This window comes from Acinetobacter sp. Ag2, assembly GCF_001005515.1.
Lineage (GTDB): Bacteria > Pseudomonadota > Gammaproteobacteria > Pseudomonadales > Moraxellaceae > Acinetobacter > Acinetobacter bereziniae.
Window position 1 is genome coordinate 100800 of record NZ_LBNA01000056.1, and the last position, 24483, is coordinate 125282.

Consider the following 24483-nt stretch of genomic DNA (forward strand, 5'->3'; position numbering starts at 1 on the left):
CATATAGTCATCCTGATGAAAAATCCATACAGTGAAATATCATTTCTTTTGATCAATAAAATCAATAGATTGTTTGATGATTTAAAGTTTGCACTGCCACGTTTTAGCTCTAAAGTTTAAATCGCTTTGCGTAGGCGAGGCTTTACTTTGCCCAACCCATTTTTTATCCAATAGCATTATTTGCGCTGCAAACAAAGCAGTGTTTTGTTTTTGCTCATATACCCCCGCTCAACATGGCGATATACATGTCGCTTCACGATAGCAAGACCATCTATGATTCAAAAGGGCAAAATATATGAATGATCAAAATCTTCTAAGGAATATATAGTTTATTGAATATCAATGATTAATAACAAAGTACTTGTATGAATCATTAGATGGTTTGATCATAGGGCTAGACGAGGTACTTTTTTGGAGGCACATTTCGGTAATTTCTTCTGTATTTTCATGCATTAAAAAAGCCCAACAAAAGTTAGGCTAAGCGTTTTCCATCATTTTATCTGTTGAAATTGAATCGCGTTGTCCCTCAATCTGATTAATTGATCAATACCTAAATTATCAGTGCCTTGAACAAATTATAATTTATCATCCTGTGTTTCGATCTCTTTTATTTCCACTTGGGATGGAAGAGAATGGGTTAATTCAGGTTGTGTATGCGTTCTCAAATACTCTAAATCACGAATGTTTTTCTGTACTGCAACAGCTCCGAATAGGCTGAGTAAAAATGCCATAATATAAAAGCCTTTTTCGCTCAAAGTCATGTTGGCATTCCATAAACCTAGTGCTAAAAGTACAACACAAATCACCACTGAGACCCAACATAAGCCATAGTAAATAGCGGTAACTTGTTGTCCTTCTAACTTATCTCGAACAATTTTTTGCAATGAAACAGCAGAAAATAATCCATAAAGAATCAAGATGAGGTAATAGCCTTTTTCGTTTAAGAGAATTTGTGCATTAAACAGACCCACACAGTAGGCGGCAGCGCCAGCAAGTAATGCCACCCAGCTCACTGCAACAAAAGCAGGTGTTGGCTTATTGATATATTGATTCATTGTTGTTCCTAGTTGATATTCTACTGATTTTTATATGTTCTATTATGCTGATTTGAAAAGAGATGGCAAATCTTTTCATTTTTTCTGTTGTATTAATCTATGTTTTAAATCATAAATTACTTTAAATTTATATTTAAATTAATGATTTAGTAATATTGAAATCAAAAAAAACCAAAATGAAAATTCATATTTCATTTTGGTAAAGAGGAAAAGATAATGGGTTTGTATTATTTTTTTAAATCCATTAATAAACTAAAGTTATCTAAACGTTTCGATGTGTCATAGATGTCACAAGTGAAAATAAATTCATCCACTTGATATTGTTCAAGCAGTCGATTCAAACCTTTTTTCACTGTTTCTGGTGAGCCAATTTGCGCCATTGCGAGGAAATTTTGCACAGCCATTTTTTCTGAAACAGACCAGCGACCTTCCATACTTTCAACAGGTGGTTTGAGTTTTAAACTTTGCCCTGTCAGCAAAGCTTGAATTCGCAAATAGACACTGGTTGCAAGATATTCAGCTTCTTCATCTGTTTGAGCGACGACAGTAGGTACACCCATAGAGACAAAAGGTTGATCCAAATATTCAGAAGGTTGAAAGTTTTCACGATAAAGTTGGATGGCTTGTCCCAACATTCTCGGTGCAAAATGTGAGGCAAATGAATAGGGAAGCCCTAATTTTGCTGCAAGCTGAGCGCTGAATAAACTTGAACCTAAAAGCCAAACTGGAACATGCGTGCCTTGTCCAGGTGTTGCCTTAATTCTTTGGTTTGAATGAGCATCTGCAAAATAACTCAATATCTCTAAGACATCTTGTGGAAATTGATCTTCAGTTTCTTGACGACCACGTCTTAATGCACGCATAGTCAGAGGATCTGTACCGGGTGCACGTCCTAAACCTAATTCAACGCGATTCGGATAAAGTGTTGCCAAAGTACCAAATTGTTCAGCAACCACCAGTGGTGCATGATTGGGCAGCATGATCCCACCTGAACCAACTTTGATGCTATGCGTATTTGCCAAAATATAACCCAAGAGTACAGCTGTTGCAGAACTGGCAATGCCATCCATATTATGATGTTCAGCTAACCAAAGACGATCGAATCCTAACGTTTCAGCATGTTGAGCAAGTTCTAAGCTATGTTTAAGAGAAAACTCAACCGTTTGATCTTCACGTACAGGCGCAAGCTCTAAAATAGAAAACTTGGTATTTTTTAATGCCGAATCTACTATAGATGTCATTTTTTAACTCGATATAACCATATATCGAAATACTACGATATATGTTGAGTAATGTATATCGAAAATTGTCGATATTTGTATTTGAAGCTGAGAAAATACGACGGATAAAAAAAATCAAGCATCGGTAAATGCTTGATTGAATATATTGTTATATCAGTAGAAGCGGGAAATTAACTCTACCAACGGTTTTTATATTGACCATAGTGATGCCCGTTGTCATGGCGATAATTACGATTATTATATCGATAGTCTACATTGCGGTATCCGTTACGATCATAACGGTCATTATAACGTCCATAGCGGTTGTCATAACGGTCATCATAACGACGATCTTCACTGACTTTTTTACCTAAAGCTGAACCACCAGCAGCACCAAGACCTGCACCGATATATCCACCTGTGGATGTACCTGTCACATTACGACCAACAGTATAACCACCTGCGCTACCTAAAGCGCCACCAATGATTGCACCATTTCTATCGCGTTTATTCGATGCAGCACCCGCACCAACACCACCACCGATCGCTGAACCAATCATTGCTCCAGTGGAGCCACCCATTTGTTGACCAATTGCTGCACCTACAACACCACCAAGTGCAGATGTTAAGGCTGTATTGGTTGAGTTACCTGCATGTGCAGTTGTGACTAGAGTTGCTGCAAGAACAGTTGCACCAAGTATTGCTTGTAGTTTCATTTCAAACTCCTTGTCGAAGCTTCTTCAAATTATTTAACTTGAGTTTAGAATAACGAAACAATTAGCAATAATTATGGATGTGGATGTAAGCAATTTCTGTGTTTTGTTTCTAGATTGTATTTCTTGCTCTTTAATTGGTTCATATTATGTGAATGTTGAACTTTATTCTCAGCGCGATTGATCAGAGAGCATTCATATTAAAATTATGCAACAAGCGAGACAAAATAGAAGATTGAACTCTAAATGCGACTATCACAGCCTAGCACCTCATAGCAAAAAATAAGTCGGGTGAGCCGTCAGTTAGATTTAAAATTAGATGAAAATTTAACATGAGTTCGTGAAGATTGTTGTTATCTCAATCAGCTAAATAACTTGTTAAATTAATCATATAGGGCTTAGCTAGTAACAATATTATTGATTCAATATAGATGAAATATTCTTTGCTTTTTCCATCGGTAATTTTAGTTGATACCACGATCATGTTGAGTGGTATGGATACAGCCGACCATTAAAGGCGAGATGGAATCATTTTTAAATATTGAGTGTAAAAGGCTTATATAATAAATAAAAAGCACCCGAAGGTGCTTGATGTCATTGACGGATCAATTAGTGATGACGACGATGTTTTTTGTAGTACTTTTTATTGTACTTGCGTTGATCTGCATGACGGTCTTGAGATACTTTTTTACCTAAAACGGAACCACCCGCTGCACCTGCTGCTGCACCAATATAGCCGCCAGTAGTGCCACCCATATTTTTACCAACAGTATAACCACCCACGCCACCTAAACCGCCACCGATTGCAGCAGCAGTACGATCTCTTCTATTGGTTGAAGCTGCTGCACCACCAGCACCACCAACGGCTGAACCAATCATTGCACCAGTGTTACCGCCAATTTGTTTACCTACAGCTGTACCAACAACACTTCCTAAAGCCGAAGTTGCTGCAATACGTGTTGAGTTGTCAGCATGGGCACTTACTGTAAACATCGAAGTTACTGCTAAGGCAGTACTAAATAAGATTGTATTAAATTTCATCTGTTGCTCCATGTCCTTAGATGGACAGCTCTATCTGTATTCGATGAAGCAAATGTAACAAAAGTTTTTTCAAAAAATGTGGAGATGAACCCTAAAATTGATAACGTTTGGTATCTGAATGTATGTTTTCTATTAAAAGTGATTTTAAAACATGCAAACGCTGGGACAAAAAGGAGAAATGATGAAGATAATAAAGTTATGAATACGCATAAAGCTCGTAAATTGGCAGATAAATTCGTTAAGTTCACGGCAGAGCGCCTATATAAATGTGTCATTTAAATGGCAGAATCGGTAAACTATGCACAATTTTAGAATTTTCTTAGCCATGTGATTGAGGTTGTATTTTAAATCTTAAAATGTGGTTAAGGCTTAGCTTGAGAATGTATTTAAAATGAAAGAATCGTTACGTTTACGATTAGATCAACTTTGTGATCGGCATGAGGAATTAGAGGCATTATTGGCAGACGTTGAAGTCATCTCTGACAATAAGCGCTTTCGTAATTTATCACGTGAGCATAATGATTTATCAGAAATTACTGAAGTTTGGAAAAAATATAAGCAAGCTGAAGAAGATATTGAAACAGCTGAAGTGATGTTAACCGATCCAGATTTTAAGGATATGGCTGTTGAGGAAATCAAAGAGAATAAAGCTTTAATTGAGCAACTCGAATCTGAGTTGAATATTCTCATGATTCCAAAAGACCCAAACGATGCGAACTCGGCATATTTGGAGATTCGCGCTGGCACAGGTGGTGATGAAGCGGCGATCTTTTCAGGTGATTTATTCCGTATGTATAGCAAATATGCTGAGTCACAAAATTGGCGTATTGAAATCTTATCTGAAAACGAGGGTGAGCATGGTGGCTATAAAGAAATCATTTGTCTCGTCAATGGTGAGGGCGTTTATGGGCGCTTAAAGTTTGAAAGTGGTGCGCATCGTGTACAACGTGTACCTGCCACAGAGTCGCAAGGGCGAGTACATACTTCTGCATGTACAGTTGCAATTCTTCCAGAAGTTGATGTAGATACAACGGTTGATATTAATCCTGCTGATCTGCGTATCGATACATACCGCGCATCTGGTGCAGGTGGTCAGCACATTAACAAAACTGATTCAGCAGTCCGTATTACTCATATTCCAACGGGAACAGTTGTTGAATGTCAGGATGAGCGTTCACAGCATAAAAACAAAGCCAAAGCGATGGCGTTATTGGCATCACGTTTAGAAAATGCAAAACGTGCTGCGGCAGATGCTGCAACTTCTGAAATGCGCCGTGACTTGGTCGGTTCTGGTGACCGTTCAGAACGAATCCGTACATATAACTATCCACAAGGTCGTATGACAGATCACCGTATCAATTTAACCTTATATAAGTTGGATGCTGTTATGGAAGGTGATTTGACTGAACTTTTAGATAGCTTGCATCGTGAATATCAAGCTGATCAGCTGGCAATGCTTGCTCAACAAAACGGTGGATAATGAATATTGCACAGGCATTAGCCTTACGTGGAGAGCCAGAAAGTTATGAGCGTCAAGAGAATGCTTGGTTACTTGAGCATATTCTAAAAATTGATGCTTTTGATTTGTCACTTAAATCAGCCCAGGAATTAACCACTGAACAAGAACAGCAATATACGGATGGTTTAGCACGTATTCAAGCTGGTGAACCTTTGGCTTATGTGACGGGTTCACAGCCGTTCTGGACATTGGATTTAACAGTGAGCAAAGATACTTTAGTTCCTCGTCCTGATACCGAAGTTTTGGTGGAAACTGTACTGCATTTAGATTTACCAGAAGATTGTCGTATTGTAGATCTGGGGACAGGGACTGGAGCGATTGCTTTATCATTGGCAAGTGAACGTCCGAATTGGTCTGTAACAGCGACAGATGTTTATGAGCCAACTTTAGAGGTTGCACTACACAATGCTGAAAAACATGATTTACCACAGGTGAAGTTTTATTTGGGCAGTTGGTTCAATGCCTTAAATCGGCAATATTTTGATGTGATTGTTTCCAATCCTCCTTATATTGATGCTGAGGATGAGCATATGCCACAGCTTGCTTCTGAACCTGAACGTGCTTTAGTTGCCGATAAACATGGTTTAGCAGACATTGAACATATTGTTCAGCAGGGTAAAAAGTGGCTTGCAACACAAGGTTGGATCGTGCTTGAACATGGTTATGATCAAGCTGAGGCGGTACAACAGATATTTAAAGGTGCAGGTTTTAAACAGGTTCGAACTGTAAAAGATTATGGCGGTAATGATCGTGTGACTTTAGGTCAGTGGCCCAATTAATTTCTTGCTGTATCAATAAGGCTTTACTAGGTGTTTGGGTAGACAGATGGTAAAGCCTTTTTATTTATTCTTGTTTTTTATTCTATAGTCAATCTGTTGAAAAATTCATACAGTAGAATATCATTTCTCTTGATCAATAAAATTAAAGCGATCAATATATTGTTCGATGATATAAGCCTTGCACTGCCACGCTTTAGCTCTAGAGTTTAAATTGTTTTGCGTAGGCGATACTTTACTTTTCAGAGATGAAAAGTAACAAAAATCTTCCGTTGAGCGAGGGGTACATCCTAGTACCCCCGCTCAACATGGCGACATCCATGTCGCCTCGTGATAGCAAGACTGTTTATGATTCAAAAGTACAAAATAAATGAATCAGCCAAATCACTTATGTGAATAATCAGGCGGTTTGACTATAAATATTAAAGTGAGTGCCAAAAGCAGTTTTATTTTTCTTAAAAAGTTTTGCACACTCATTTTGATAAGTTCAAGCCAATTATATTACTGATGATCTGCATATATTAAAATGCTATGAAGTTAAAAATCGGATCAATTAAAAAATCCATATTAAGTCAAATTACTTTTAACCAATTGGATCGGTTCGAGCAATTCCTCGCCCAGTGAACTCAGCATTTCTCTTTCGATTAAACGGGTAATTGCATCTAATGGCAAATCATTTTCTTGTAAGCCAAAAGGTTCTTCAAGTTGCGCACTCAATGCATCCAAGCCTAAAAATAAATACGCAATTAAGCTAACAATCACAGGTGTCCAGATACCCAGACTGGCTTCTAAACTAAAAGGTAGAATTAAGCAGAAGCAATACACCGTACGATGTAGCAAGACTGAGTAAGAATAAGGTAATGGCGTACTCAAAATACGATCGCAACCAGCCTGAATATTTCCCAAAGCAACAATATGTTGATTTAAACCTTGGTAAATAATATCTGAAATTTCACCTTGATGAAGAGATGATACTAAGGATTTTTGAATATGCTCTAAAACATATTGTGAGGCATTGATGTGATGAGGCAGTTGATCGAATATAGAATCATCTAAGGCAACTTTGTTTTTATAAAACTCAATGGCTTGATTCTGATTGCGTAGGCGATTTCTGAGCAAGCAAGTAAAAAGCATGACACGATACATCAGCACTTGACGTTGCTGTTCAGGTAAAACATGACTGTCTCGTGAAATATGGCGAGATGTGGCGATCAATGCACCCCACAATTTACGACCTTCCCACCAGCGGTCATAACAAGCAGTATTTCTAAAGCTTAAGAAGATAGACAGGATAATACCAAATACAGTAAATCCAATTGCGGGTACGGCAGGAAAGGTAAAATAATGATGGGAAGATAAATAGACTAAAATTGTAGAGATCAGCACAACGAATGCCAATGCAGGCAAGACTTTGGGAAGAATGGTGCCATGCCAAGCAAAAAGTAGGGCAAAGCTATTACTTTTATCGCGAATGATCATACTGTCTACCTAAATGTAACGGCAACAGTGTTCCATAGGAAAAACCCTAAATGCAAGTTTCAGATAGGGAAATTAAAAAATACGGCTTAGAAAAGCCGTATTTGATTGATTTACGTCCGCCAACGTAACAACCAGTTTTCAATCCATTTCATCATGGTGTCTGTTAATTTACCAAGAACAGCCAATAAAATAATCGCGATAATTACAATATCTGGTCGTGACGTTTCGCGACCATCACTGAGTAAATAACCAATCCCTTGTGTTGCTGCAATCAGTTCGGCTGCAATCATAAACATCCAAGCCAAGCTTAAACTATTTCTTAGCCCCACTAAAATTCCTGGTGATGCTGCAGGAAGAACGATTTGAAAAATTATTTGCATATGGCTTAGTCGATAGACTTTTGCGACTTCAAATAATTTTTTATCTACATTATGAATGGCTGAGACTGTATTGGTATAGGTGGGGAAGAATGCACCGATGGCAATTAAAGTAATTTTTGAAGCTTCATCAATTCCTAACCACAATAGCAGTAGTGGAATCCATGCAAGGCTCGGGATTGATTTAATTGCAGAAAATGTCGGTTCTAAAAATGCTTCAATATGTTGGTTTAAACCAACAGCGATTGCAAAGATAAGCCCAAGTGCACTTCCTACAAAAAAGCCAAAGAAAACTCGCCATGTACTGGTATATACATGCGTGAATAAATCACCCTGTGCCAAATCTCGAAATGATGCGAGTAAACTGCTGGGTGCTGGCAGTAAATAGGGTTCAATCCACCCTGTGCGAACAAGGTATTCGCATAGGAGTATGATCAAAACAGGGAGGGTGATTGCTTTTAGCCACTTCAATAAATGAGCTTTAATTACAGGGTTTTTAACAACAGTAGGCACATTTGTATGTGATGCTGAAGCAGAAATTTTGTTCATTATTTCCCTACAACCTTTTGCGCGTATTTACTGTCAAATAATTGATCGATGACTTGGTTAACATTGGTACCTTTACGTACTAACTCCTCTTCATTCAAAATCGCTCCTGCCTTCTTTAAGGCATTCAAATGTTTTGTGGTTGGAATATTTTGATCGAGATTGGTTCGGCTAAGTTGAAGTTTAGCAACTTCAAGTGGTAATTTTGCTTCACGTGCTAACAGTTCAGCAACTTTGTCAGGGTTGGCTTTTGCCCATTTACGTGCTTGTTCATAAGCTTTGATTACGGCATCTATAGCCTCAGGGTTTTGTGTTGCAAACTGATCTTTAACACTCAAAACACTATAGCTATTAAATGAAATATTACGATAAAGCAGCTTAGCACCTGATTGTAACTGTGCAGAAGCCATAAGTGGATCAAGCCCAGCCCAAGCATCGACCTGTCCTCGTTCTAAAGCAGTTTTACCATCTGGATGTTGTAAATGTACCAGTTGTACATCGCGTTTACTTAAGCCAACTGTTTCAAGTGCTTGGAGAGTGAAAAGGAATGGATCAGTCCCTTTGGTTGCCGCTATTTTCTTACCCTTTAAGTCCTTTAGTGATTTGATGGCTGAGTTTTTAGCCACCACCAACGCTGTCCATTCAGGTTGGCTTTGAATATAAACAGTTTTAATTGGGCTTCCATTGGCACGACTTAATACTGCAGCCAGCCCAGCTGTTGATGCAAAGTCGATACTGCCACTGTTTAGATATTCGAGCGAACGGTTACTCCCTTGGCTGAACACCCATTTGATCTCTGTTTTTGGCAAGGCTTTTTCTAAGAGTTTTTGCTCTTTGACGACTAAACTTGTTGGAGCATAATAAGCATAGTCGAGTTTTAATATTGTTGGGATAGCAGCGAAAGATGCTGTAACTGTTAAGCTAAGAGCAACGCCAGACACTAAAGCTGTTATTTTTTGACCAAAAGATTTCATAAATACCCCATAAAAGTCAAAGAGAAAAACAGAGTAGATATGTATAGTTTTTATGGCATCAGTACAAAAAAGAATAATAGATAAGCACTTCAATAAAACAGAATTATCATTTTTTTTGCGATTAATTAATTGATTTTTATATACAATAATTATCCTAATCCGTTTTTGATGTATTTAGTAGATTAGTAGAAAGCGATAGTAAAAAAAATTCTTAGCACTTTTTGCGATTTAAACATAAAAAAACGGCTTGATTTCAAACCGTTTTTTATTGAACTACTTTTATATTGGATAATCTTCGAGGCTATCTGCAATTTCAACTTGGTCTAAGGCATTGGTTTCAAGTGCAAGACACAGTGCTACAATTTTCGCTGTATCTGCAATATTTTCTTTTTTCATTGCCAAACCAGATTGGATCGCTTCAATACGCTCTTGCTGGATATCAAGTGCTTGAGCAAGATCTGAAGCATTGTTGATGTTCAGAAAGTCATTGATCGCATCTGCAACATCACGATCTGAAGCTTTTAAAATTCCTTCTATCAACTCATCTAAATGTTCAGTTTGAGCAGAAAGGGAATGGATAAAATTTTGAACTAGATTTTGCTCTAGTACATCAATCATCTTAATCATGTTAGTGACCTGAAAGCTGATTAAAGGGGAGGAGGGTACCACAGGAAGTAAGCAGAAAGACTGCTTTGAATTGAGTGAAAAATATACTAATAATGGCGAATTTGCAACCATGTTCAGATAAGCTGTAAATCTTTATACAAGCTTTTCAAATTTATAAGAATAAAATTAAAATACCTTCAATACATACTTGAGTAAGAACATGAAATCATTTTTGCAAAGCCATTTAAGCTTATTCTTTTAACCTAAATGTTTATGTTCGCGATAAGCACCAGGGCTTACACCAGTCCATTTTTTAAAAGCACGGTGAAATGCACTTGCATCTTGAAAGTTTAATAATTCGCTGATGTCTTGTAAGGTATGCGTTGTTTTGGTTAAAAGATCAATTGCCATATCACAGCGAATATCATTTTTAAGCTGTTGATAGCTTGTACCTTCGCTTTTTAAACGACGCTGAATTGTTGCTTCAGAAATATTCAGTTGTTCAGCTAAATCACCTAACTCCAACCACACACAAGGTGAAAGAGAAAGTAATTTTTTTCGTACCATAGAGCTCAATGCCAAAGGATTTTTAAACCTTAATAGCAAGTTTTCAGGACTGTTTTTGATAAATGTATACCAAGATTTTTGGTCACGTTTAATCGGGATACTTAAGTAATTTGCATCGAATTGCAGATAGTTTTCGTCTGTTTGATAAGTGATATGTTCACAAAAGCGAACGCGATAATCTTGATCGTCTTCTGGAGCTGTGCATTTTAATTGTAATTGTTTGAGTAGAATACGTTGATCAGCTAACCAACAAATCAAACTATGAATCAGCATAATGTAGGTGGCATAACAGAACATGGCTTTGGTTTGTAATTTATCTGTAATGACAATGTAGGCATAATTTTCATCAATTACCAATTTACTGGAAAAATCATCAAGAACAAGATTAAAAAATTGTAGGATTTGTTCGATGGCAATGTGAAGTGTATCGGCTTGCATCACCATCTTCGTGAGTAATTTATAGCAGCCACGGCGCATTTGATGAGAATCCATACCAAAGAATTCATCATTCATTTGATCTGCAATTTCAGTCCAAAGTTTTGCATAGCTTGAAACAGCAATTCTCGCTTTAGGCGCATTGAAAAGTTCAAGCGGAATCTCGGCATTGACTAAGATTTTTTCAATATCGAAGCCTTTGTTTTTTGCACCAATCAACGCCTCATGTACGAGTGCAATTGAGATGGTTCCTTTACTTTCAATGAAGTGTTGATTGTTCACAGTATATTCCATTATCTTGTGAGCGCATTTAAGACGTGGTTAAGTGACCCAAAAATTCTAAATTGTCCAAATCCATCATACAGGATGCAACTTTTGGAAATTGTACTCAAGCTTGACTATGTTTACTCTTCATCTTAAGTCGAAAATGGGTTTAATTTAAAATCTATAGTTATTTATTAAAACACTGAATTAAGGAAGAAAAATGAAAATTGAAGGAAAAGTCTTTGTGGTAACAGGTGGTGCATCTGGACTCGGTGCTGCAACGGCAACACATTTGGTGGCTCAAGGCGCAAGCGTGATCATGGTAGATATGAACCATGAACTGGGTGAAGAAATGCAAAAACGTCTTGGTGAGAAGTCCAAATTTGTACCATTGGATGTGACCAATGAAATTGCGGTAGAACAATTCTTTAAACAACTCGAACAAGATTATGGACAACTTAACGGTTTAATTAACTGTGCAGGTATTGGTCCTTCTGCAAAGGTATTAGGGAAAAACGGTATCCATGCTTTGGATGCATTTCAGAAGGTTTTAAATATTAATGTATCAGGTACATTTAATATGCTTCGTTTTGCGGCAGATGTTATCTCACGTTATGAACTTGCAGCTGGTGAAGAAGATCGTGGAGTCATTATCAACACAGCTTCAGTGGCGGCTTTTGATGGACAAATTGGGCAAACTGCATACGCTGCGTCCAAAGGTGCTGTTGTCGCAATGACTTTACCTTTGGCAAGAGAGTTGTCGCAACATGCAATTCGTGTCATGACCATTGCTCCCGGCATTATGGAGACACCGATGTTGAAAGCTTTGCCACAAAACGTTCAAGATGCTTTAGGGGAAATGGTGCCTTTTCCTAAGCGTCTTGCTAAACCTGAAGAATTTGCACAACTCGTTGGGCATATTTGTGAAAATAGTTATTTAAACGGAGAAACAATTCGTTTAGATGGCGCGATTCGTATGCAACCCAAGTAAGTCACATCCCTTTATGCTTTTAGATGGGATTAGCTTCAACTGTTGATTATGCCATTTATAAAGCAAAACACCTGAAAAATAATGTCCCATACTGCTTAAAAGGCGGTATTGGGCAAATTTGACTTTATTTTATTGATCCGTTCCTGTGCTTGATTTTGAGATAGGAATTTAAATATTCAAAATTGTTAAAAACGAACTAAAAGGGAAGCTCAATGATACTCACTGATGATCAAAAGATGGTTCAAGAAATGATGCGGAATTATGCTCAAAATGAACTCAAGCCAACTGCTGCTGAACGAGATAAGCATTCACAATTTCCGAAACAGCAATTAGCAGCATTGGGAGATTTGGGTGCATTAGGAATGACTGTATCAGAACAATGGGGTGGTGCAGGTTTGGACTATATGTCCTTGGTCGTTGCAATTGAAGAGATTGCGGCTGGTGATGGTGCGATTTCTACCATTGTGAGTGTACAAAACTCATTACCGTGTGGGATTATCCAAAAATATGGCTCAGAGCAGCAAAAACACGATTATTTAATCCCTTTGGCAACAGGGCAATGGCTTGGTTGTTTTTGTTTAACAGAGCCACAAGCAGGTTCAGATGCTGATGCTCTATTATGTAAAGCTGAACGGGATGGAGATACATGGGTCATTAATGGCACCAAGCAGTTCATCACTTCGGGACAAAATGCCCAAGTTGCAATTGTATTCGCCATGACGGATAAGACAGCCGGAAAAAAGGGAATTTCTTGCTTTATTGTTCCAACTGATACGGAGGGATATATTGTTTCCCGTATCGAAGACAAAATGGGGCAACATTGTTCTGATACTGCGACGATTGTTTTTGAAAACTGTCGGATTCCTGCTGAAAATTTATTGGGAAATGAGGGTGAGGGCTACAAAATTGCCTTATCCAATTTAGAGTCAGGACGAATTGGCATTGCATCGCAATGTGTAGGTATGGCTCGTGCAGCATTGGATGCCGCCGTTGAATATGCCAATGCGCGTAAAGCTTTCGGTGTGGAACTGGTTCAGCATCAAGCGGTGGCATTCCGACTGGCTGACATGGCAACTCAAATCGAGGCAGCACGTCAATTGATTTACCATGCCGCAAGTTTGAAAGATGCTGGCTTGCCTTGTTTAAAAGAAGCATCGATGGCAAAACTTTTTGCATCGGAAATCGCTGAAAAAGTCTGTTCAGATGCCATACAGATACATGGTGGCTATGGCTATGTTTCTGACTTTCCTGTTGAGCGGATTTATCGAGATGTGCGTGTTAGTCAGATTTATGAAGGTGCATCAGATATCCAGCGTTTGGTCATTGCACGTGCTGTGATTCAATAACACACAACTGAGAAAACTCCTTTTAAAAGCAAATATAGACCAGCTAAATGCTGGTCTTTCTATTGTTGTTTGGAACGCAAGTAGTAGTGTCCAAACACCGCAGAATGATTGAGGTATTTGGAAATTGTGTATGATTTCTAATCATGTTTATCTATACGCATAGGAACAAATGCTGAATGATTCGGCATTTTAATAAGAGCTAGAACGCAGATATATGGAATTGCACATCGAGATGATGTGTGTAACAAATACAAGGATATTGCCATGAAAACATTGCAACAAGCTTATCTCGAATTCGACTATGCAAAGTTGATCGACGAACAACTGGCTGGAACCCCTCAATCAATCAATGCCTATGAAGAGTGTTGTGGGCGCTTTGTTGGTTTAAATAAAGTTGCTTTGATCTGGGAAGGAAAAAATGGTGAATCAGCACAATGGACGTTTGAGCAACTTGCAGAAGCTTCTGGACAGCTGGCAAATTATTTTCAATCGATTGGTTTAAAACCAGGAGATTGTATTGCTGGATTATTGCCACGTACACCAGAATTACTCATTACTATTTTGGCAACATGGCGAATTGGTGCAATCTATCAACCTTTATTTACTGCATTTGAATCTAAGGCAATTGAACATCGTATAACAACAGCCAATACTCAGTTAATGGTCACTAATCAAGAACAACGTAGCAAATTAGATCAAATTGAATTACCTCATATTCTGACAGTCCATCTCAAGGACTCAAGTCAGATAAAAGAAGCTGATTTTTGGGAAACGTTAACCAAGCAATCAGCCATACATAATCCGGTCATGTTAAATTTTGAAGACGATTTTTTAATGATGTTTACATCAGGAACTACGGGTTTAGCTAAATCAGTTCCTGTGCCACTCAAAGCTGTTTTAGCATTTAAAGAATATATGCGTCATGCCGTTGATTTACGCGAAGAAGATTCATTTTGGAATCTTGCCGATCCAGGTTGGGCATACGGTTTATATTATGGTATTACAGGTCCACTGGGACTTGGACACAGTATTATTTTGGATGAGCATGCATTTAGTGTCGATCATGCCTTAGAGGTGATACAGAAGTATAAAGTCAGTAATTTAACAGGTTCTCCTACGGCTTTTCGAATGTTCTTTGGTTTTAAAGAACAATTCGATGGTTCAATCAAAGACTATTTACGTGTAGTCAGTAGTGCGGGAGAGCCGTTGACTCCTGAAGTGATTCATTGGTTTAACCATGATCTAGGCGTTAATATATATGATCAATATGGACAAACTGAGTTAGGCATGGTGATTGGAAACCATCACGCTTTAGCACATCCAATTAAGGTAGGTTCGGCAGGTTTTGCAAATCCTGGGCATCGTTTTGCAGTTTTAAATCAAGATTATAAAGAAGTTAAAATGGGTGAGATCGGAACTTTGGCGATTGACTTCAAGCAATCACCGCTCACTTGGTTTAAAGGATATGGTGGTAATAACCGTAAATCTTTTATGGGAGATTATTATTTAACTGGAGATACAGTTCGACTTAATGAACTAGGTGGGATTGATTTTATTGGTCGTGCAGACGATGTCATTACAACGTCAGGCTATCGTGTTGGTCCGTTTGATGTAGAAAGCACCCTGTTGGAGTGTGCAGAGGTTTTAGAATCAGCCGTGATTGGTAAACCTGACCCTGAACGAACAGAAATTGTAAAAGCTTTTATTGTACTAAAACCTCAAGTTGTTTCATCTGATGAATTAAATGCAAAATTGCAAAACTATGTTCGATCACGTTTATCCAAGCATTCTTACCCACGTGAAATTGAATTTGTGGAAAGTTTGCCAAAAACATCCAGTGGTAAAATTCAACGTAATTTACTCAAGCAACAGGAAGTGGCTAAGTTACAGCAACTGCAATTGGAGGCTTAATCTGTAATATTTTATAAAGTTGTTAAAGCCCCATGCTCTTGCACCCGAAAGGGTGCTTTTTTGTAAGAGAGCATTTGAAAATTTCCGCAATTTTGAGGGCTTATACTCACCCATATAATGTTTGATTATTCATCAATAAATAAATGCGTATAAATCTATCATTCAAATTCACGATATTGTCATTAATAAAAATTAATCTGCTGTAAATTTCAACAAACGTTAAAAATCATGCAAATTTTAAAACCTCATACTTTATGTTTAAGCCTAGCTTTATTGGGCTGTTCATTTCCAAGTTATGCTCAATTGATGTTTAGTCAATATATTGACGGCACAGCAAATAAAAAGGGATTAGAAATATATAATCCAGATGCATCCACCATTAACCTTGCGGATTATGAGATTCAACAATATACCAATGGAGCAACGAGCAAAACTGCAACATATACTTTACAAGGAAATTTAGCCAGTAAAGCAAAATTCATTCTAGGTCGTAGTGAATTACAGGCAGAAATTGGGAATAAAGTAAATCAGGTCGCTGGTTTGGCATTTAATGGTGATGATGCATTGGTGCTTTTATATAAAGGAACCCCAGTCGATCGTTTTGGGCGTATTGGTGAAGCTCCAACAGGTGGTTGGGGAACAACATTTAAGAGTGCTGGAAATAGCCTAAGCAGAATAAAAAATAAAAATGATGTGAGTTCAGTAGATCCAAATAGTGCTTTTGACTTGGATAGTGAATGGACAAAATGGTCAGATCGTAATGCCTTTAGTACCTATTTAGGTGCAGATACAGCGACACCACCAGCAGCAGCAGTGAGTTGTAGTACAGCAGATACACCCATCGCAGATTTGCAATCTGCAACTCAGAATCAGCAGTATGTTGTTCGTGGTGTAATCACAGCTGACTATCGTTATCAAGATGGATTTTCAGGTTTTTATATCCAAACACCTGACACAAAAGCCAAAGCGAATTTAAGTAACGCCATTTTTGTGTATATTCCTGCTGGAAGTACAGTCACTGGTGGAAAAGTGGGGGAGGAAGTTATTCTGAAAGGACGTTTAACGACCTATCAAAATCAGTTGCAGCTTGATCAACTGAGTAACAATATTGGCACTTGTAATAATCAAGCTGCTAATTTGATCAGTGCAACACCGATTCAACTTCCATTTTCAAGTTTAATGGACGCAACTGGTCATTCACCTAAACGTTATCAGGGAATGTTGGTGAAAATGCCACAAACCTTAACGGTCAGTGAAAACTATGATTATGGTCGTTATGGTCAGTTGTCATTAAGTTTAGGGCGTTTATATATCCCGACCAACTTATATCCAGCAAAATCAGCCGAAGCAGTCGCATTAGCTAAAACCAACCTTCTATCAAAAATCATTTTAGATGATGGATATAATAATCAAAATAGAACACCTTGGCTTCCAGCGAATTTTAATGCTGCCAATACTCTACGTACAGGTTATCAGTTAAAGAATGTTGAAGGGATTTTAGAATATCGTTTCAATGCGTGGCGCATCCAACCCATTCAAAATAAAACACCTCCAGAAATTGTTAAAGATACCAACCCTCGTAATTCAAATGTTCCGGCTAAAGAAACTAAGCAAGTCCGTGTTGCGGCATTTAATGTATTGAACTATGACAACTCTCCATTGATTGGTGTCAAACCTGATCGTGGTGCGAATACCCCTTCAGAATTTAATCGTCAACACGCAAAAACGGTGAGTGCGATTAAAGCAATTGATGCTGATGTTTATGGTTTGATGGAAATTGCCAACAATGGTTATGGTGATAAAAGTGCAGTCGCTTATTTGACCAAGGCTTTGGGGGCAGATTGGAAATATGTTATTCCACCCAATATGGATAAATTAGGTACTGATGTGATCGCAGTTGCGATTATCTACAACAGTAAGCGTGTAAAAACTGTGGGTAACCCAGTAGTTTATGATGACTTGACCCAGAAAAACCGAGTCACTATGGCGCAAAGCTTCCAAGCGCTAACTGGGGGTAAAACCTTTACGGTCATACCGAATCATTTAAAATCCAAAGGCAGTTGTCCTGATGATAAAACGTCACCTGAAGCCAATCAAAATGATGGTCAAGGCTGCTGGAATCCAACCCGTGTAACTGCTGTACAAAAGTTAATTCAATGGATTGCAACAAATCCAACCAAAGCTGAAAAGCCTAATTATTTATTGGTTGGAGATATGAACAGTTATGCCAAAGAAGACCCAATCTTAGCCTTTGAAAAAGCCAACTATAAGGTATTGTTAAATGATGAAAAAATTGGTCAAGGTAAATTAGCATATAGCTATGTCTTTGGAGTTGCGAGTGATGCAACGGGTAATGGCGGCGCGGGTAATCTAGATCATGCCATAGCAGATGCAAACTTATATCCAATGGTTAAACGTACTTTTGCATGGCACATCAATGCAGATGAGCCAACAGCTTTAGACTATAATGAAGAGTTTAAAACAGAAGAACAAATTGCATCTTTCTATAGTGAAGATGCATTCCGTTCTTCTGATCATGATCCTGTTGTTGTAGATTTAGACTTAAATGAATCAACTACAACAAGTGGAAAAAGTAGTGGGGGAAGTACTGGTTTATGGACTTTACTTGGCTTGATGTTATTGACAGCAACATCGGTATTGGCACGCGCTAAAAAGAAATAAACTTGAACAGTCCAAACCAAGAGAAACTAGAGATCTAGTTTCTCTTTTTAAATTCAGTCATTTTTATCTTTTAAGGGCAAGATAGCACGGATGAGTGTAAATCCTTGCTGTGAATGTATTTCAAAACTCCCTCCAATTCGTTTGACCCGAACCTGCATGCTTTGTAAGCCAACATGTAACCCTGACTGGACCTGATCTACTTCAAATCCGATGCCATTGTCTTGAATGGTTAAAATCAATTGCTGACGTTCATTTTCAACTAGGGCGACTTCGACATCTGAAGCTTGACTATGTTTTATAATATTAGTCAATGCTTCTTCCGCTACACGCGACAAGGTTAAACAAATCAAAGGCGGTGGTTTGAGTAGCCAATTTTCAGCAAATACCCATGTCGATTCAATTTCCATTTCTTCGAAAAGTTGAACAAATCGATGTCTTAAAGGTGCAGCCCACATGATTGGATTTTCAGGAACTTTTTCACCTAAACTTGTACCTGAGTCAATCACTTGTCGGAGATCATTCCGTAAAAGTTTAAACATGGAGAGCACTTGTTGTTTTTCGATATGTTCACTATGCTCGAGTAAAATCATTGAACGTACAATTGAACCACCCAGCCCATCATGCAATTCATGAGACAAGTTCAAGCGTTCTTGTAAACGCATATTATCGATTTGCAGTTGATGCTTTTTCTCTAAAGACTGTTCTAAATCAAAAGTAACTGTCTCAACTGTTTCTTCAAGCGTTTGATTGAACTTTTCAATTCGAGAAACGTTTTGTGAAATTCGATAAGCGAGAATAAAGGAAATTGCCAAACTTGTGATTGGTGCTGCAAATGGCGTCCAATAGAGCTCCTGATCATCATGATGGAGCATGATGTAGAGGTCATGAACAATAATCACCAAGTAAATTAGAAAAATAAAGGCTAAAAGTAAAATGTCGACTTTGGGTTTTTTAAAAGCAATCCATTGAAACAGTAGGCAGTTAAAAATAAACACAAGACCTGCATAAAGAAATGTAATCAGTAAGCTTTTGGTCAAATATGCGTTAGGTGTAAAGAGTAATGCTATGATGCAAATCATGAAGCTTGCGAAAAGCAAACGTTCAAGATATGTGTATTGTTGAAGTGCAAAGCGCCATGCAAATAAACATAGACAATATACATAACCCACTAAAAAGACTAAATTCAGTCGAGCTGTGAATAAAGTATCTGTAAATGGAAGGGGTACGGTGGATATAATGTTATAAGCAAATAACACCCAGAAAAAAGAGGTTAAGCCAAACCATCCGAACGCTTTTTCTTCACGCCGAAACAACCAAATCGTAAAGCCAATGGTTCCTAGAACAAAGCTGATGATAATATTGATAAGAAATAAAGTACGTCGTTCGAAAATCAGTTGATCATTTTGATTGACAATATCTTCTGCACGTCCAAATCGAATTTTGCCTAAGCCAGAATGTTGTGATGAAACACCAACAACACGGACTAAAATTTCATTTTGCTTATTTTGCACAGAGGAAGACGGAAGAACCCAATATCTTGGCATGTTCCAACTTCTTGATAATGGTTCAACGAGAGACTTATCTTTCCATAACAATTCATTATTGCTATAAATTGCACCAGCTAAATTAATACGTTCTATCAAAAGTGCAACGGCTTGATGGTCTTGATTACATTGGTAACGCCATTGAATTTTATACCATGCGCTACCCGTATAGTGAGCCCAACGCTTTTCCCAGTCATCTGGTAATTGAACACGCTCCCAGCCAGATTGAGGAACATGTTCTGGTTGATTCGCCGTCGCTTGTGCAACCTCTATATTAAGAATTTCAAAATGACAGCTGCTATTTGCTTCAAGATGTTGATTTAAGAGATTTGCTTGAGCAAAAGATGCATTTTGCAATATAGCGAAAAGCAAATACAGAAAACCAATAATATTGAGAGTTAATCGAGTAAGCCCATGTTGCGTGCTGTATCGATGGCTTTGGCTCTGTTGCATACCGCAAGTTTCCGGTAAATATGTTTAATATGAGATTCAACGGTATAGCGAGATAAATTGAGTTGATCGGCAATTTCCTTATTGCTTAAACCTTGTGAAACCAGCTCTAAAATTCCAAGTTCTCTTTTTGATAAAATACTCTCATTTTCAATCATTTTTTTGCTATTTATCGGTTTATTTCCATTGTTTTTTTCATTGAAGTGTAATTGTTTTAAAATTTTTTGCGCGATAAATGGATCTATAGGCGCACCGCCACGTAAGACACTTTTAATTGAAAGTGCGACTTCAATATCATCACGTTCTTTAAGTACATACCCTGTTGCGCCAGCACTTAATGCGTTGAGAATCGCATCTTCAGTACTCCACGCCGAGATTACTAAAACCGTAATGGTCGGATCATAGTTCTTTAAAATTTCAATAAACTCAATCCCATTTCCGTCAGGGAGACCTAAGTCAACCAAGGCAAAAGATGCAGATTGTGTTTCAAGTAATTCTTTGGCTTGCGCTAAACTTTGGGCAAAAGCTAAGTCTGATGTTGAATAGCCAATATTCACCAATATATCTGCTAGCCTTTTTTGTATAAGCGGTTCATCCTCTACTATGATGACAGGTACAGGTAAACTTAACTCATTGTTCATGATGTGAAAAAGCTCATTGATGCTTAATGTATCTAGTTTTTCAGATATTTAGATACTTCGCTATACCTGATAATAGGTATTTTTACGATTTAAACATGATTTAGAACATGAAAATTAGAGTTTTTTTGGAAAATGTCTACGGAAAGCAAACAGCATACAACCTAAGTTGATGTCGTTTAAATTTTGAACATGCAGTTTACTCGCAGTAAAAGTACACCACATGCTTTATAACATTTCTCAAATCATGAAGTAGCGCTTCCTGTTGATGAACTAAATTGATCTACAAGCGTACGGCTTGCTTCATTCATACCGATCACTTCAATTTGAACATTATTCTGTAGAAATTTATTTTGTACCTGCTTTAACATATAGACCGAGGTGATATCCCAAATATGCGCATGAGTTAAATCAATAGTGACTTTATCTGTTGTTTCATGAAAATCAAAAAATTGACAAAACTTTTCGGCACTGCTAAAGAAAATCTGACCATAAACATAATAGTGACGGCTTTGGTCTTCGGATAATTCAGAACGAACACTGACTCCGCTTTCAAGTTTATTTACCAAGAACAGTGCAGATAATAGAACGCCAACCAATACACCCAAAGCTAAGTTGTGGGTCATCAATACAATAACAACCACTGTGAGCATGACTGTATTACTTTGTTTAGGATGTTTGGAAAAGTTTTTGAGCGAATCCCAATTAAAAGTTGTGAATGCAACCATAATCATAATTGCTACCAAAGCAGCCATTGGAATATATGCCAACCAATCTTTTAAAAAGACCACTAAACACAGTAAAAATACTCCAGCGACCAGCGTTGACAAACGTGTACGTGCGCCAGAAGAAACATTGATAATCGATTGTCCAATCATTGCACAACCTGCCATACCACCCATAAATCCACTGGCGATATTGGCAATACCTTGACCACGACATTCTTTATGACGATCGCCTTCAGTTTGCGTGACTTCATTGACAATTGTGGTTGTCATCATGGTTTCAAGTAAACCTACAGTTGCCAATGTAACTGCATAAGGAAAAATGATTTTTAAAGTATCAAGGTTAAGCGGTATTTCAGGAATAAGAAAAATAGGCAATGTATCGGGAAATTTGCCTAAATCACTCACAGTACGCATATCTGTGTTGAACAGCATTGCGACCAGACTAAGTACAATGATACATACCAAAGGTGAGGGAATCAGTCTGCCAATTTTTGGAATATATGGAAATAAATAGACAACAAGAAGTCCTAATCCAACAAATAGATAGGCGGTCAAATCCATTCGTTGCAATTCGGGAATTTGTGCGACAAAAATTAAAATTGCTAATGCATTCACAAATCCATACACCACAGATTGAGAAACAAAACGCATTAATTTTGCGACTTTGAAATAGCCCGCGAGGATTTGAATAATGCCTGTTAAGATTGTGGTAGCAAATAAATATTGTAGACCATGATCTTTGACCAAAGTCACCATAAGCAATGCCATAGCGCCTGTAGCAGCGGAAATCATGGCTGTGCGACCACCAAAAAAAGCTATGGTCACAGCAATACAAAATGAAGCATAAAGCCCGACTTGAGGGTCAACACCCGCAATTGCAGAAAATGCAATAGATTCAGGAATAAGTGCTAAGCCAACGACTAATCCAGCGAGTACATCTGTACGAATATTGGAAAACCATTCTGCTTTTTTCAGACTAATCACTACAAACCTTTCATCATTCTTTAAAGATGCGTATGTTAAAACATCTTTTAGTGAAAATGCAGCTAAGTTTGACTTGAAAAAGTCTTCGTTTTGCTAAATATTCAAGTTGTAGCAGTTTTATAAATTTAAGCTGATTTGCAAATTTCTATGTTTCTTAACTTGAAATTACCGATGAAGCCATTTACAACTTAAACAGTCATATAACAAGGATTAGATATGAAGTTATATTATTCACCAGGTGCATGTTCTTTAGCTGCTCATATTCTATTGAATGAAATTAATGTTGATTTTGATCTGGAACGTGTTGATTTAAAAACGCATAAGACAGAAAAGGGTGCTGATTATTACGAAATTAATCCAAAAGGCTATGTCCCCGCTTTAGAAATTAATCCAGGTTTGATTTTGACTGAGAATGTCGCGGTTCTTCCTTTTATCGCTCAACATGATCCAAAACAAGATTTGATCCCACCATCTGGTTTGGGACGTGCCAAAGTATTGGAATGGCTAGGTTATTTAAACTCAGAACTACATGATGAATATGCTGTATTTTTTGATCCAGCAATAACAGAAGATGAGAAAGTGCGTGGCTATGCTACATTAGATAAAATGTTGAAATATATTGATGATTATTTGGCAGAATCAGAATACGATTATTTGGTTAACGACCGTTTTGGTCCAGCAGATGCATATTTATTCGTGCTAACCAACTGGTCGAATTATATTCAACATGATTTAACGCCGTTTACCAATATTGTAGCTTTACGCAATAAAGTGGCTGAACGCCAATCTGTGCAAATTGCAATGCGTGATGAAGGGCTGATTCCTTGATGTGCTGATCATTTTAAAAACACCTTCGGGTGTTTTTTTATGTATGATTAATTGCCATTGCATTTCGATCAGTACTTTAAATCATGTGTTAATCATAATTGTTGATTTTTAGTCAATAATATTTTGCTTATTTTTGCATTTTTTGCGATAAAAATTCTCACTATAGTGGCGCCATAAACTTAATACATAGCTGATACACAGGTGAGCAATGAGTAATATTTTGATTGTAAATGGCGCAAAACAGTTTGCACATTCAAATGGTGAATTAAACGATACCTTGACCACTTTAGCTGAACACGTATTATCTGATTTAGGGCATAGCATTAAAATCACTCGTACAGATTCATCTTATGATGCTCAGGAAGAAGTAGAAAAATACCTTTGGGCAGATACCGTGATTTATCAAATGCCAGGATGGTGGATGGGTGCACCGTGGACAATGAAAAAGTATATTGATGATGTATTTACCACTGGTCATGGAAGCTTATATGCCAATGATGGTCGAACTCGTTCTGATGCTGCTAAAAAGTATGGTTCGGGCGGCTTAATTCATGACAAAAAGTATATGTTGTCACTGACATGGAATGCACCTATAGATGCATTTGATGACCCAGAACAATTCTTTCATGGCGTGGGGGTAGATGGTGTTTATTTACCTTTTCATAAAGCCAATCAATTTTTAGGTATGCAAAGTTTGGATACGTTTATTGTGAATGATGTCATTAAAGCACCTCACGTTGAACAATATGAGCAGCAATATCGTGATCATTTGAATCGCCTTTTTGCTTAAGTAATGCAAATTAATAGCC

20 protein-coding genes are annotated in these 24483 nt (G+C 37.7%); 8 read left to right on the plus strand and 12 right to left on the minus strand.

What is annotated here, in order from left to right; genetic code table 11:
- Window positions 1–575: 575 nt before the first annotated feature.
- The 4 genes from yiaA to AAV97_RS16410 all read right to left on the minus strand — a co-directional run bounded on the left by yiaA (window position 576) and on the right by AAV97_RS16410 (window position 4029).
- Window positions 576–1055, minus strand: a complete 480-nt coding sequence (yiaA, locus tag AAV97_RS16395) for an inner membrane protein YiaA (protein WP_042089671.1) — start codon at window positions 1053–1055, stop codon at window positions 576–578.
- 227 nt (window positions 1056–1282) lie between these two features.
- Window positions 1283–2296, minus strand: a complete 1014-nt coding sequence (locus tag AAV97_RS16400) for an LLM class flavin-dependent oxidoreductase (protein ID WP_046761117.1) — start codon at window positions 2294–2296, stop codon at window positions 1283–1285.
- A 176-nt stretch (window positions 2297–2472) separates the two neighbouring features.
- Window positions 2473–2991 carry a glycine zipper domain-containing protein gene (locus tag AAV97_RS16405; RefSeq protein WP_004824397.1) on the minus strand — a complete coding sequence of 173 codons (519 nt, stop codon included), beginning with the start codon at window positions 2989–2991 and terminating at the stop codon, window positions 2473–2475.
- Window positions 2992–3597: 606 nt separating this feature from the next.
- Window positions 3598–4029: a hypothetical protein gene (locus AAV97_RS16410; RefSeq protein ID WP_004824395.1), complete on the minus strand. Its 432-nt coding sequence runs from the start codon at window positions 4027–4029 to the stop codon at window positions 3598–3600.
- 391 nt (window positions 4030–4420) lie between these two features.
- On the opposite strand from AAV97_RS16410, the gene prfA reads away from it, so the two are divergent.
- Both prfA and prmC read left to right on the plus strand, forming a co-directional pair.
- Window positions 4421–5509, plus strand: a complete 1089-nt coding sequence (gene prfA / locus AAV97_RS16420; RefSeq protein ID WP_005032188.1) for a peptide chain release factor 1 — start codon at window positions 4421–4423, stop codon at window positions 5507–5509.
- Window positions 5509–6327 carry a peptide chain release factor N(5)-glutamine methyltransferase gene (prmC, locus tag AAV97_RS16425; protein WP_046761119.1) on the plus strand — a complete coding sequence of 273 codons (819 nt, stop codon included), beginning with the start codon at window positions 5509–5511 and terminating at the stop codon, window positions 6325–6327. Before prfA ends, prmC begins: the two co-directional genes overlap by 1 nt.
- Before the next feature lie 564 nt (window positions 6328–6891).
- On the opposite strand, the gene AAV97_RS16430 is transcribed toward prmC, so the two are convergent.
- From AAV97_RS16430 to AAV97_RS16450, 5 genes are all read right to left on the minus strand, one after another.
- Complete coding sequence (locus AAV97_RS16430; protein ID WP_046761120.1) at window positions 6892–7803, minus strand: bestrophin family protein; 912 nt, start codon at window positions 7801–7803, stop codon at window positions 6892–6894.
- Window positions 7804–7913: 110 nt separating this feature from the next.
- Window positions 7914–8729, minus strand: coding sequence for an ABC transporter permease (locus AAV97_RS16435; RefSeq protein WP_005032182.1), 816 nt, complete (start codon window positions 8727–8729; stop codon window positions 7914–7916).
- Window positions 8729–9700 carry an aliphatic sulfonate ABC transporter substrate-binding protein gene (locus AAV97_RS16440; protein WP_046761121.1) on the minus strand — a complete coding sequence of 324 codons (972 nt, stop codon included), beginning with the start codon at window positions 9698–9700 and terminating at the stop codon, window positions 8729–8731. Before AAV97_RS16440 ends, AAV97_RS16435 begins: the two co-directional genes overlap by 1 nt.
- Window positions 9701–9979: 279 nt before the next feature.
- On the minus strand, window positions 9980–10327 hold the full coding sequence (locus tag AAV97_RS16445; protein ID WP_004824377.1) for a hypothetical protein: 348 nt from the start codon (window positions 10325–10327) through the stop codon (window positions 9980–9982).
- Window positions 10328–10564: 237 nt separating this feature from the next.
- On the minus strand, window positions 10565–11602 hold the full coding sequence (locus AAV97_RS16450) for an AraC family transcriptional regulator (protein ID WP_046761122.1): 1038 nt from the start codon (window positions 11600–11602) through the stop codon (window positions 10565–10567).
- Between the two features lie 190 nt (window positions 11603–11792).
- Here AAV97_RS16450 and AAV97_RS16455 point away from each other — a divergent pair, with 190 nt between their 5' ends.
- The 4 genes from AAV97_RS16455 to AAV97_RS16470 all read left to right on the plus strand — a co-directional run bounded on the left by AAV97_RS16455 (window position 11793) and on the right by AAV97_RS16470 (window position 18502).
- Window positions 11793–12563, plus strand: a complete 771-nt coding sequence (locus AAV97_RS16455; protein WP_004824374.1) for a 3-hydroxyacyl-CoA dehydrogenase — start codon at window positions 11793–11795, stop codon at window positions 12561–12563.
- 212 nt (window positions 12564–12775) lie between these two features.
- Window positions 12776–13909 carry an acyl-CoA dehydrogenase gene (locus tag AAV97_RS16460; protein ID WP_046761123.1) on the plus strand — a complete coding sequence of 378 codons (1134 nt, stop codon included), beginning with the start codon at window positions 12776–12778 and terminating at the stop codon, window positions 13907–13909.
- A 264-nt stretch (window positions 13910–14173) separates the two neighbouring features.
- Complete coding sequence (locus AAV97_RS16465; protein WP_046761124.1) at window positions 14174–15820, plus strand: AMP-binding protein; 1647 nt, start codon at window positions 14174–14176, stop codon at window positions 15818–15820.
- Window positions 15821–16048: 228 nt separating this feature from the next.
- Window positions 16049–18502 (plus strand): ExeM/NucH family extracellular endonuclease, encoded by a 2454-nt coding sequence (locus tag AAV97_RS16470; protein ID WP_046761125.1) that lies wholly within the window; start codon window positions 16049–16051, stop codon window positions 18500–18502.
- Window positions 18503–18555: 53 nt separating this feature from the next.
- Here the strand turns inward: AAV97_RS16470 and AAV97_RS16475 are convergent, their stop codons facing one another.
- From AAV97_RS16475 to AAV97_RS16485, 3 genes are all read right to left on the minus strand, one after another.
- Complete coding sequence (locus AAV97_RS16475) at window positions 18556–20499, minus strand: ATP-binding protein (protein WP_046761126.1); 1944 nt, start codon at window positions 20497–20499, stop codon at window positions 18556–18558.
- On the minus strand, window positions 20445–21137 hold the full coding sequence (locus AAV97_RS16480; protein WP_046761127.1) for a response regulator transcription factor: 693 nt from the start codon (window positions 21135–21137) through the stop codon (window positions 20445–20447). Before AAV97_RS16480 ends, AAV97_RS16475 begins: the two co-directional genes overlap by 55 nt.
- Before the next feature lie 242 nt (window positions 21138–21379).
- Window positions 21380–22846, minus strand: a complete 1467-nt coding sequence (locus AAV97_RS16485) for a SulP family inorganic anion transporter (protein WP_046761128.1) — start codon at window positions 22844–22846, stop codon at window positions 21380–21382.
- A 216-nt stretch (window positions 22847–23062) separates the two neighbouring features.
- Here AAV97_RS16485 and gstA point away from each other — a divergent pair, with 216 nt between their 5' ends.
- Together gstA and AAV97_RS16495 are read left to right on the plus strand one after the other, a co-directional pair.
- The gene (gene gstA / locus AAV97_RS16490; protein WP_004824362.1) at window positions 23063–23674 is read left to right on the plus strand and encodes a glutathione transferase GstA; all 612 of its coding nucleotides are present in this window, start codon (window positions 23063–23065) and stop codon (window positions 23672–23674) included.
- A 208-nt stretch (window positions 23675–23882) separates the two neighbouring features.
- Complete coding sequence (locus AAV97_RS16495) at window positions 23883–24464, plus strand: NAD(P)H-dependent oxidoreductase (protein WP_005032168.1); 582 nt, start codon at window positions 23883–23885, stop codon at window positions 24462–24464.
- Window positions 24465–24483 lie beyond the last annotated feature (19 nt).

What these genes read in the sequence shown, in the direction of transcription:
- yiaA (WP_042089671.1), bottom strand. Translation starts at nt 1,055, where the DNA reads ATGAATCAATATATCAATAAGCCAACACCTGCTTTTGTTGCAGTGAGC.
- AAV97_RS16400 (WP_046761117.1), bottom strand. Translation starts at nt 2,296, where the DNA reads ATGACATCTATAGTAGATTCGGCATTAAAAAATACCAAGTTTTCTATT.
- AAV97_RS16405 (WP_004824397.1), bottom strand. Translation starts at nt 2,991, where the DNA reads ATGAAACTACAAGCAATACTTGGTGCAACTGTTCTTGCAGCAACTCTA.
- AAV97_RS16410 (WP_004824395.1), bottom strand. Translation starts at nt 4,029, where the DNA reads ATGAAATTTAATACAATCTTATTTAGTACTGCCTTAGCAGTAACTTCG.
- prfA (WP_005032188.1), top strand. Translation starts at nt 4,421, where the DNA reads ATGAAAGAATCGTTACGTTTACGATTAGATCAACTTTGTGATCGGCAT.
- prmC (WP_046761119.1), top strand. Translation starts at nt 5,509, where the DNA reads ATGAATATTGCACAGGCATTAGCCTTACGTGGAGAGCCAGAAAGTTAT.
- AAV97_RS16430 (WP_046761120.1), bottom strand. Translation starts at nt 7,803, where the DNA reads ATGATCATTCGCGATAAAAGTAATAGCTTTGCCCTACTTTTTGCTTGG.
- AAV97_RS16435 (WP_005032182.1), bottom strand. Translation starts at nt 8,729, where the DNA reads ATGAACAAAATTTCTGCTTCAGCATCACATACAAATGTGCCTACTGTT.
- AAV97_RS16440 (WP_046761121.1), bottom strand. Translation starts at nt 9,700, where the DNA reads ATGAAATCTTTTGGTCAAAAAATAACAGCTTTAGTGTCTGGCGTTGCT.
- AAV97_RS16445 (WP_004824377.1), bottom strand. Translation starts at nt 10,327, where the DNA reads ATGATTAAGATGATTGATGTACTAGAGCAAAATCTAGTTCAAAATTTT.
- AAV97_RS16450 (WP_046761122.1), bottom strand. Translation starts at nt 11,602, where the DNA reads ATGGAATATACTGTGAACAATCAACACTTCATTGAAAGTAAAGGAACC.
- AAV97_RS16455 (WP_004824374.1), top strand. Translation starts at nt 11,793, where the DNA reads ATGAAAATTGAAGGAAAAGTCTTTGTGGTAACAGGTGGTGCATCTGGA.
- AAV97_RS16460 (WP_046761123.1), top strand. Translation starts at nt 12,776, where the DNA reads ATGATACTCACTGATGATCAAAAGATGGTTCAAGAAATGATGCGGAAT.
- AAV97_RS16465 (WP_046761124.1), top strand. Translation starts at nt 14,174, where the DNA reads ATGAAAACATTGCAACAAGCTTATCTCGAATTCGACTATGCAAAGTTG.
- AAV97_RS16470 (WP_046761125.1), top strand. Translation starts at nt 16,049, where the DNA reads ATGCAAATTTTAAAACCTCATACTTTATGTTTAAGCCTAGCTTTATTG.
- AAV97_RS16475 (WP_046761126.1), bottom strand. Translation starts at nt 20,499, where the DNA reads ATGCAACAGAGCCAAAGCCATCGATACAGCACGCAACATGGGCTTACT.
- AAV97_RS16480 (WP_046761127.1), bottom strand. Translation starts at nt 21,137, where the DNA reads ATGAACAATGAGTTAAGTTTACCTGTACCTGTCATCATAGTAGAGGAT.
- gstA (WP_004824362.1), top strand. Translation starts at nt 23,063, where the DNA reads ATGAAGTTATATTATTCACCAGGTGCATGTTCTTTAGCTGCTCATATT.
- AAV97_RS16495 (WP_005032168.1), top strand. Translation starts at nt 23,883, where the DNA reads ATGAGTAATATTTTGATTGTAAATGGCGCAAAACAGTTTGCACATTCA.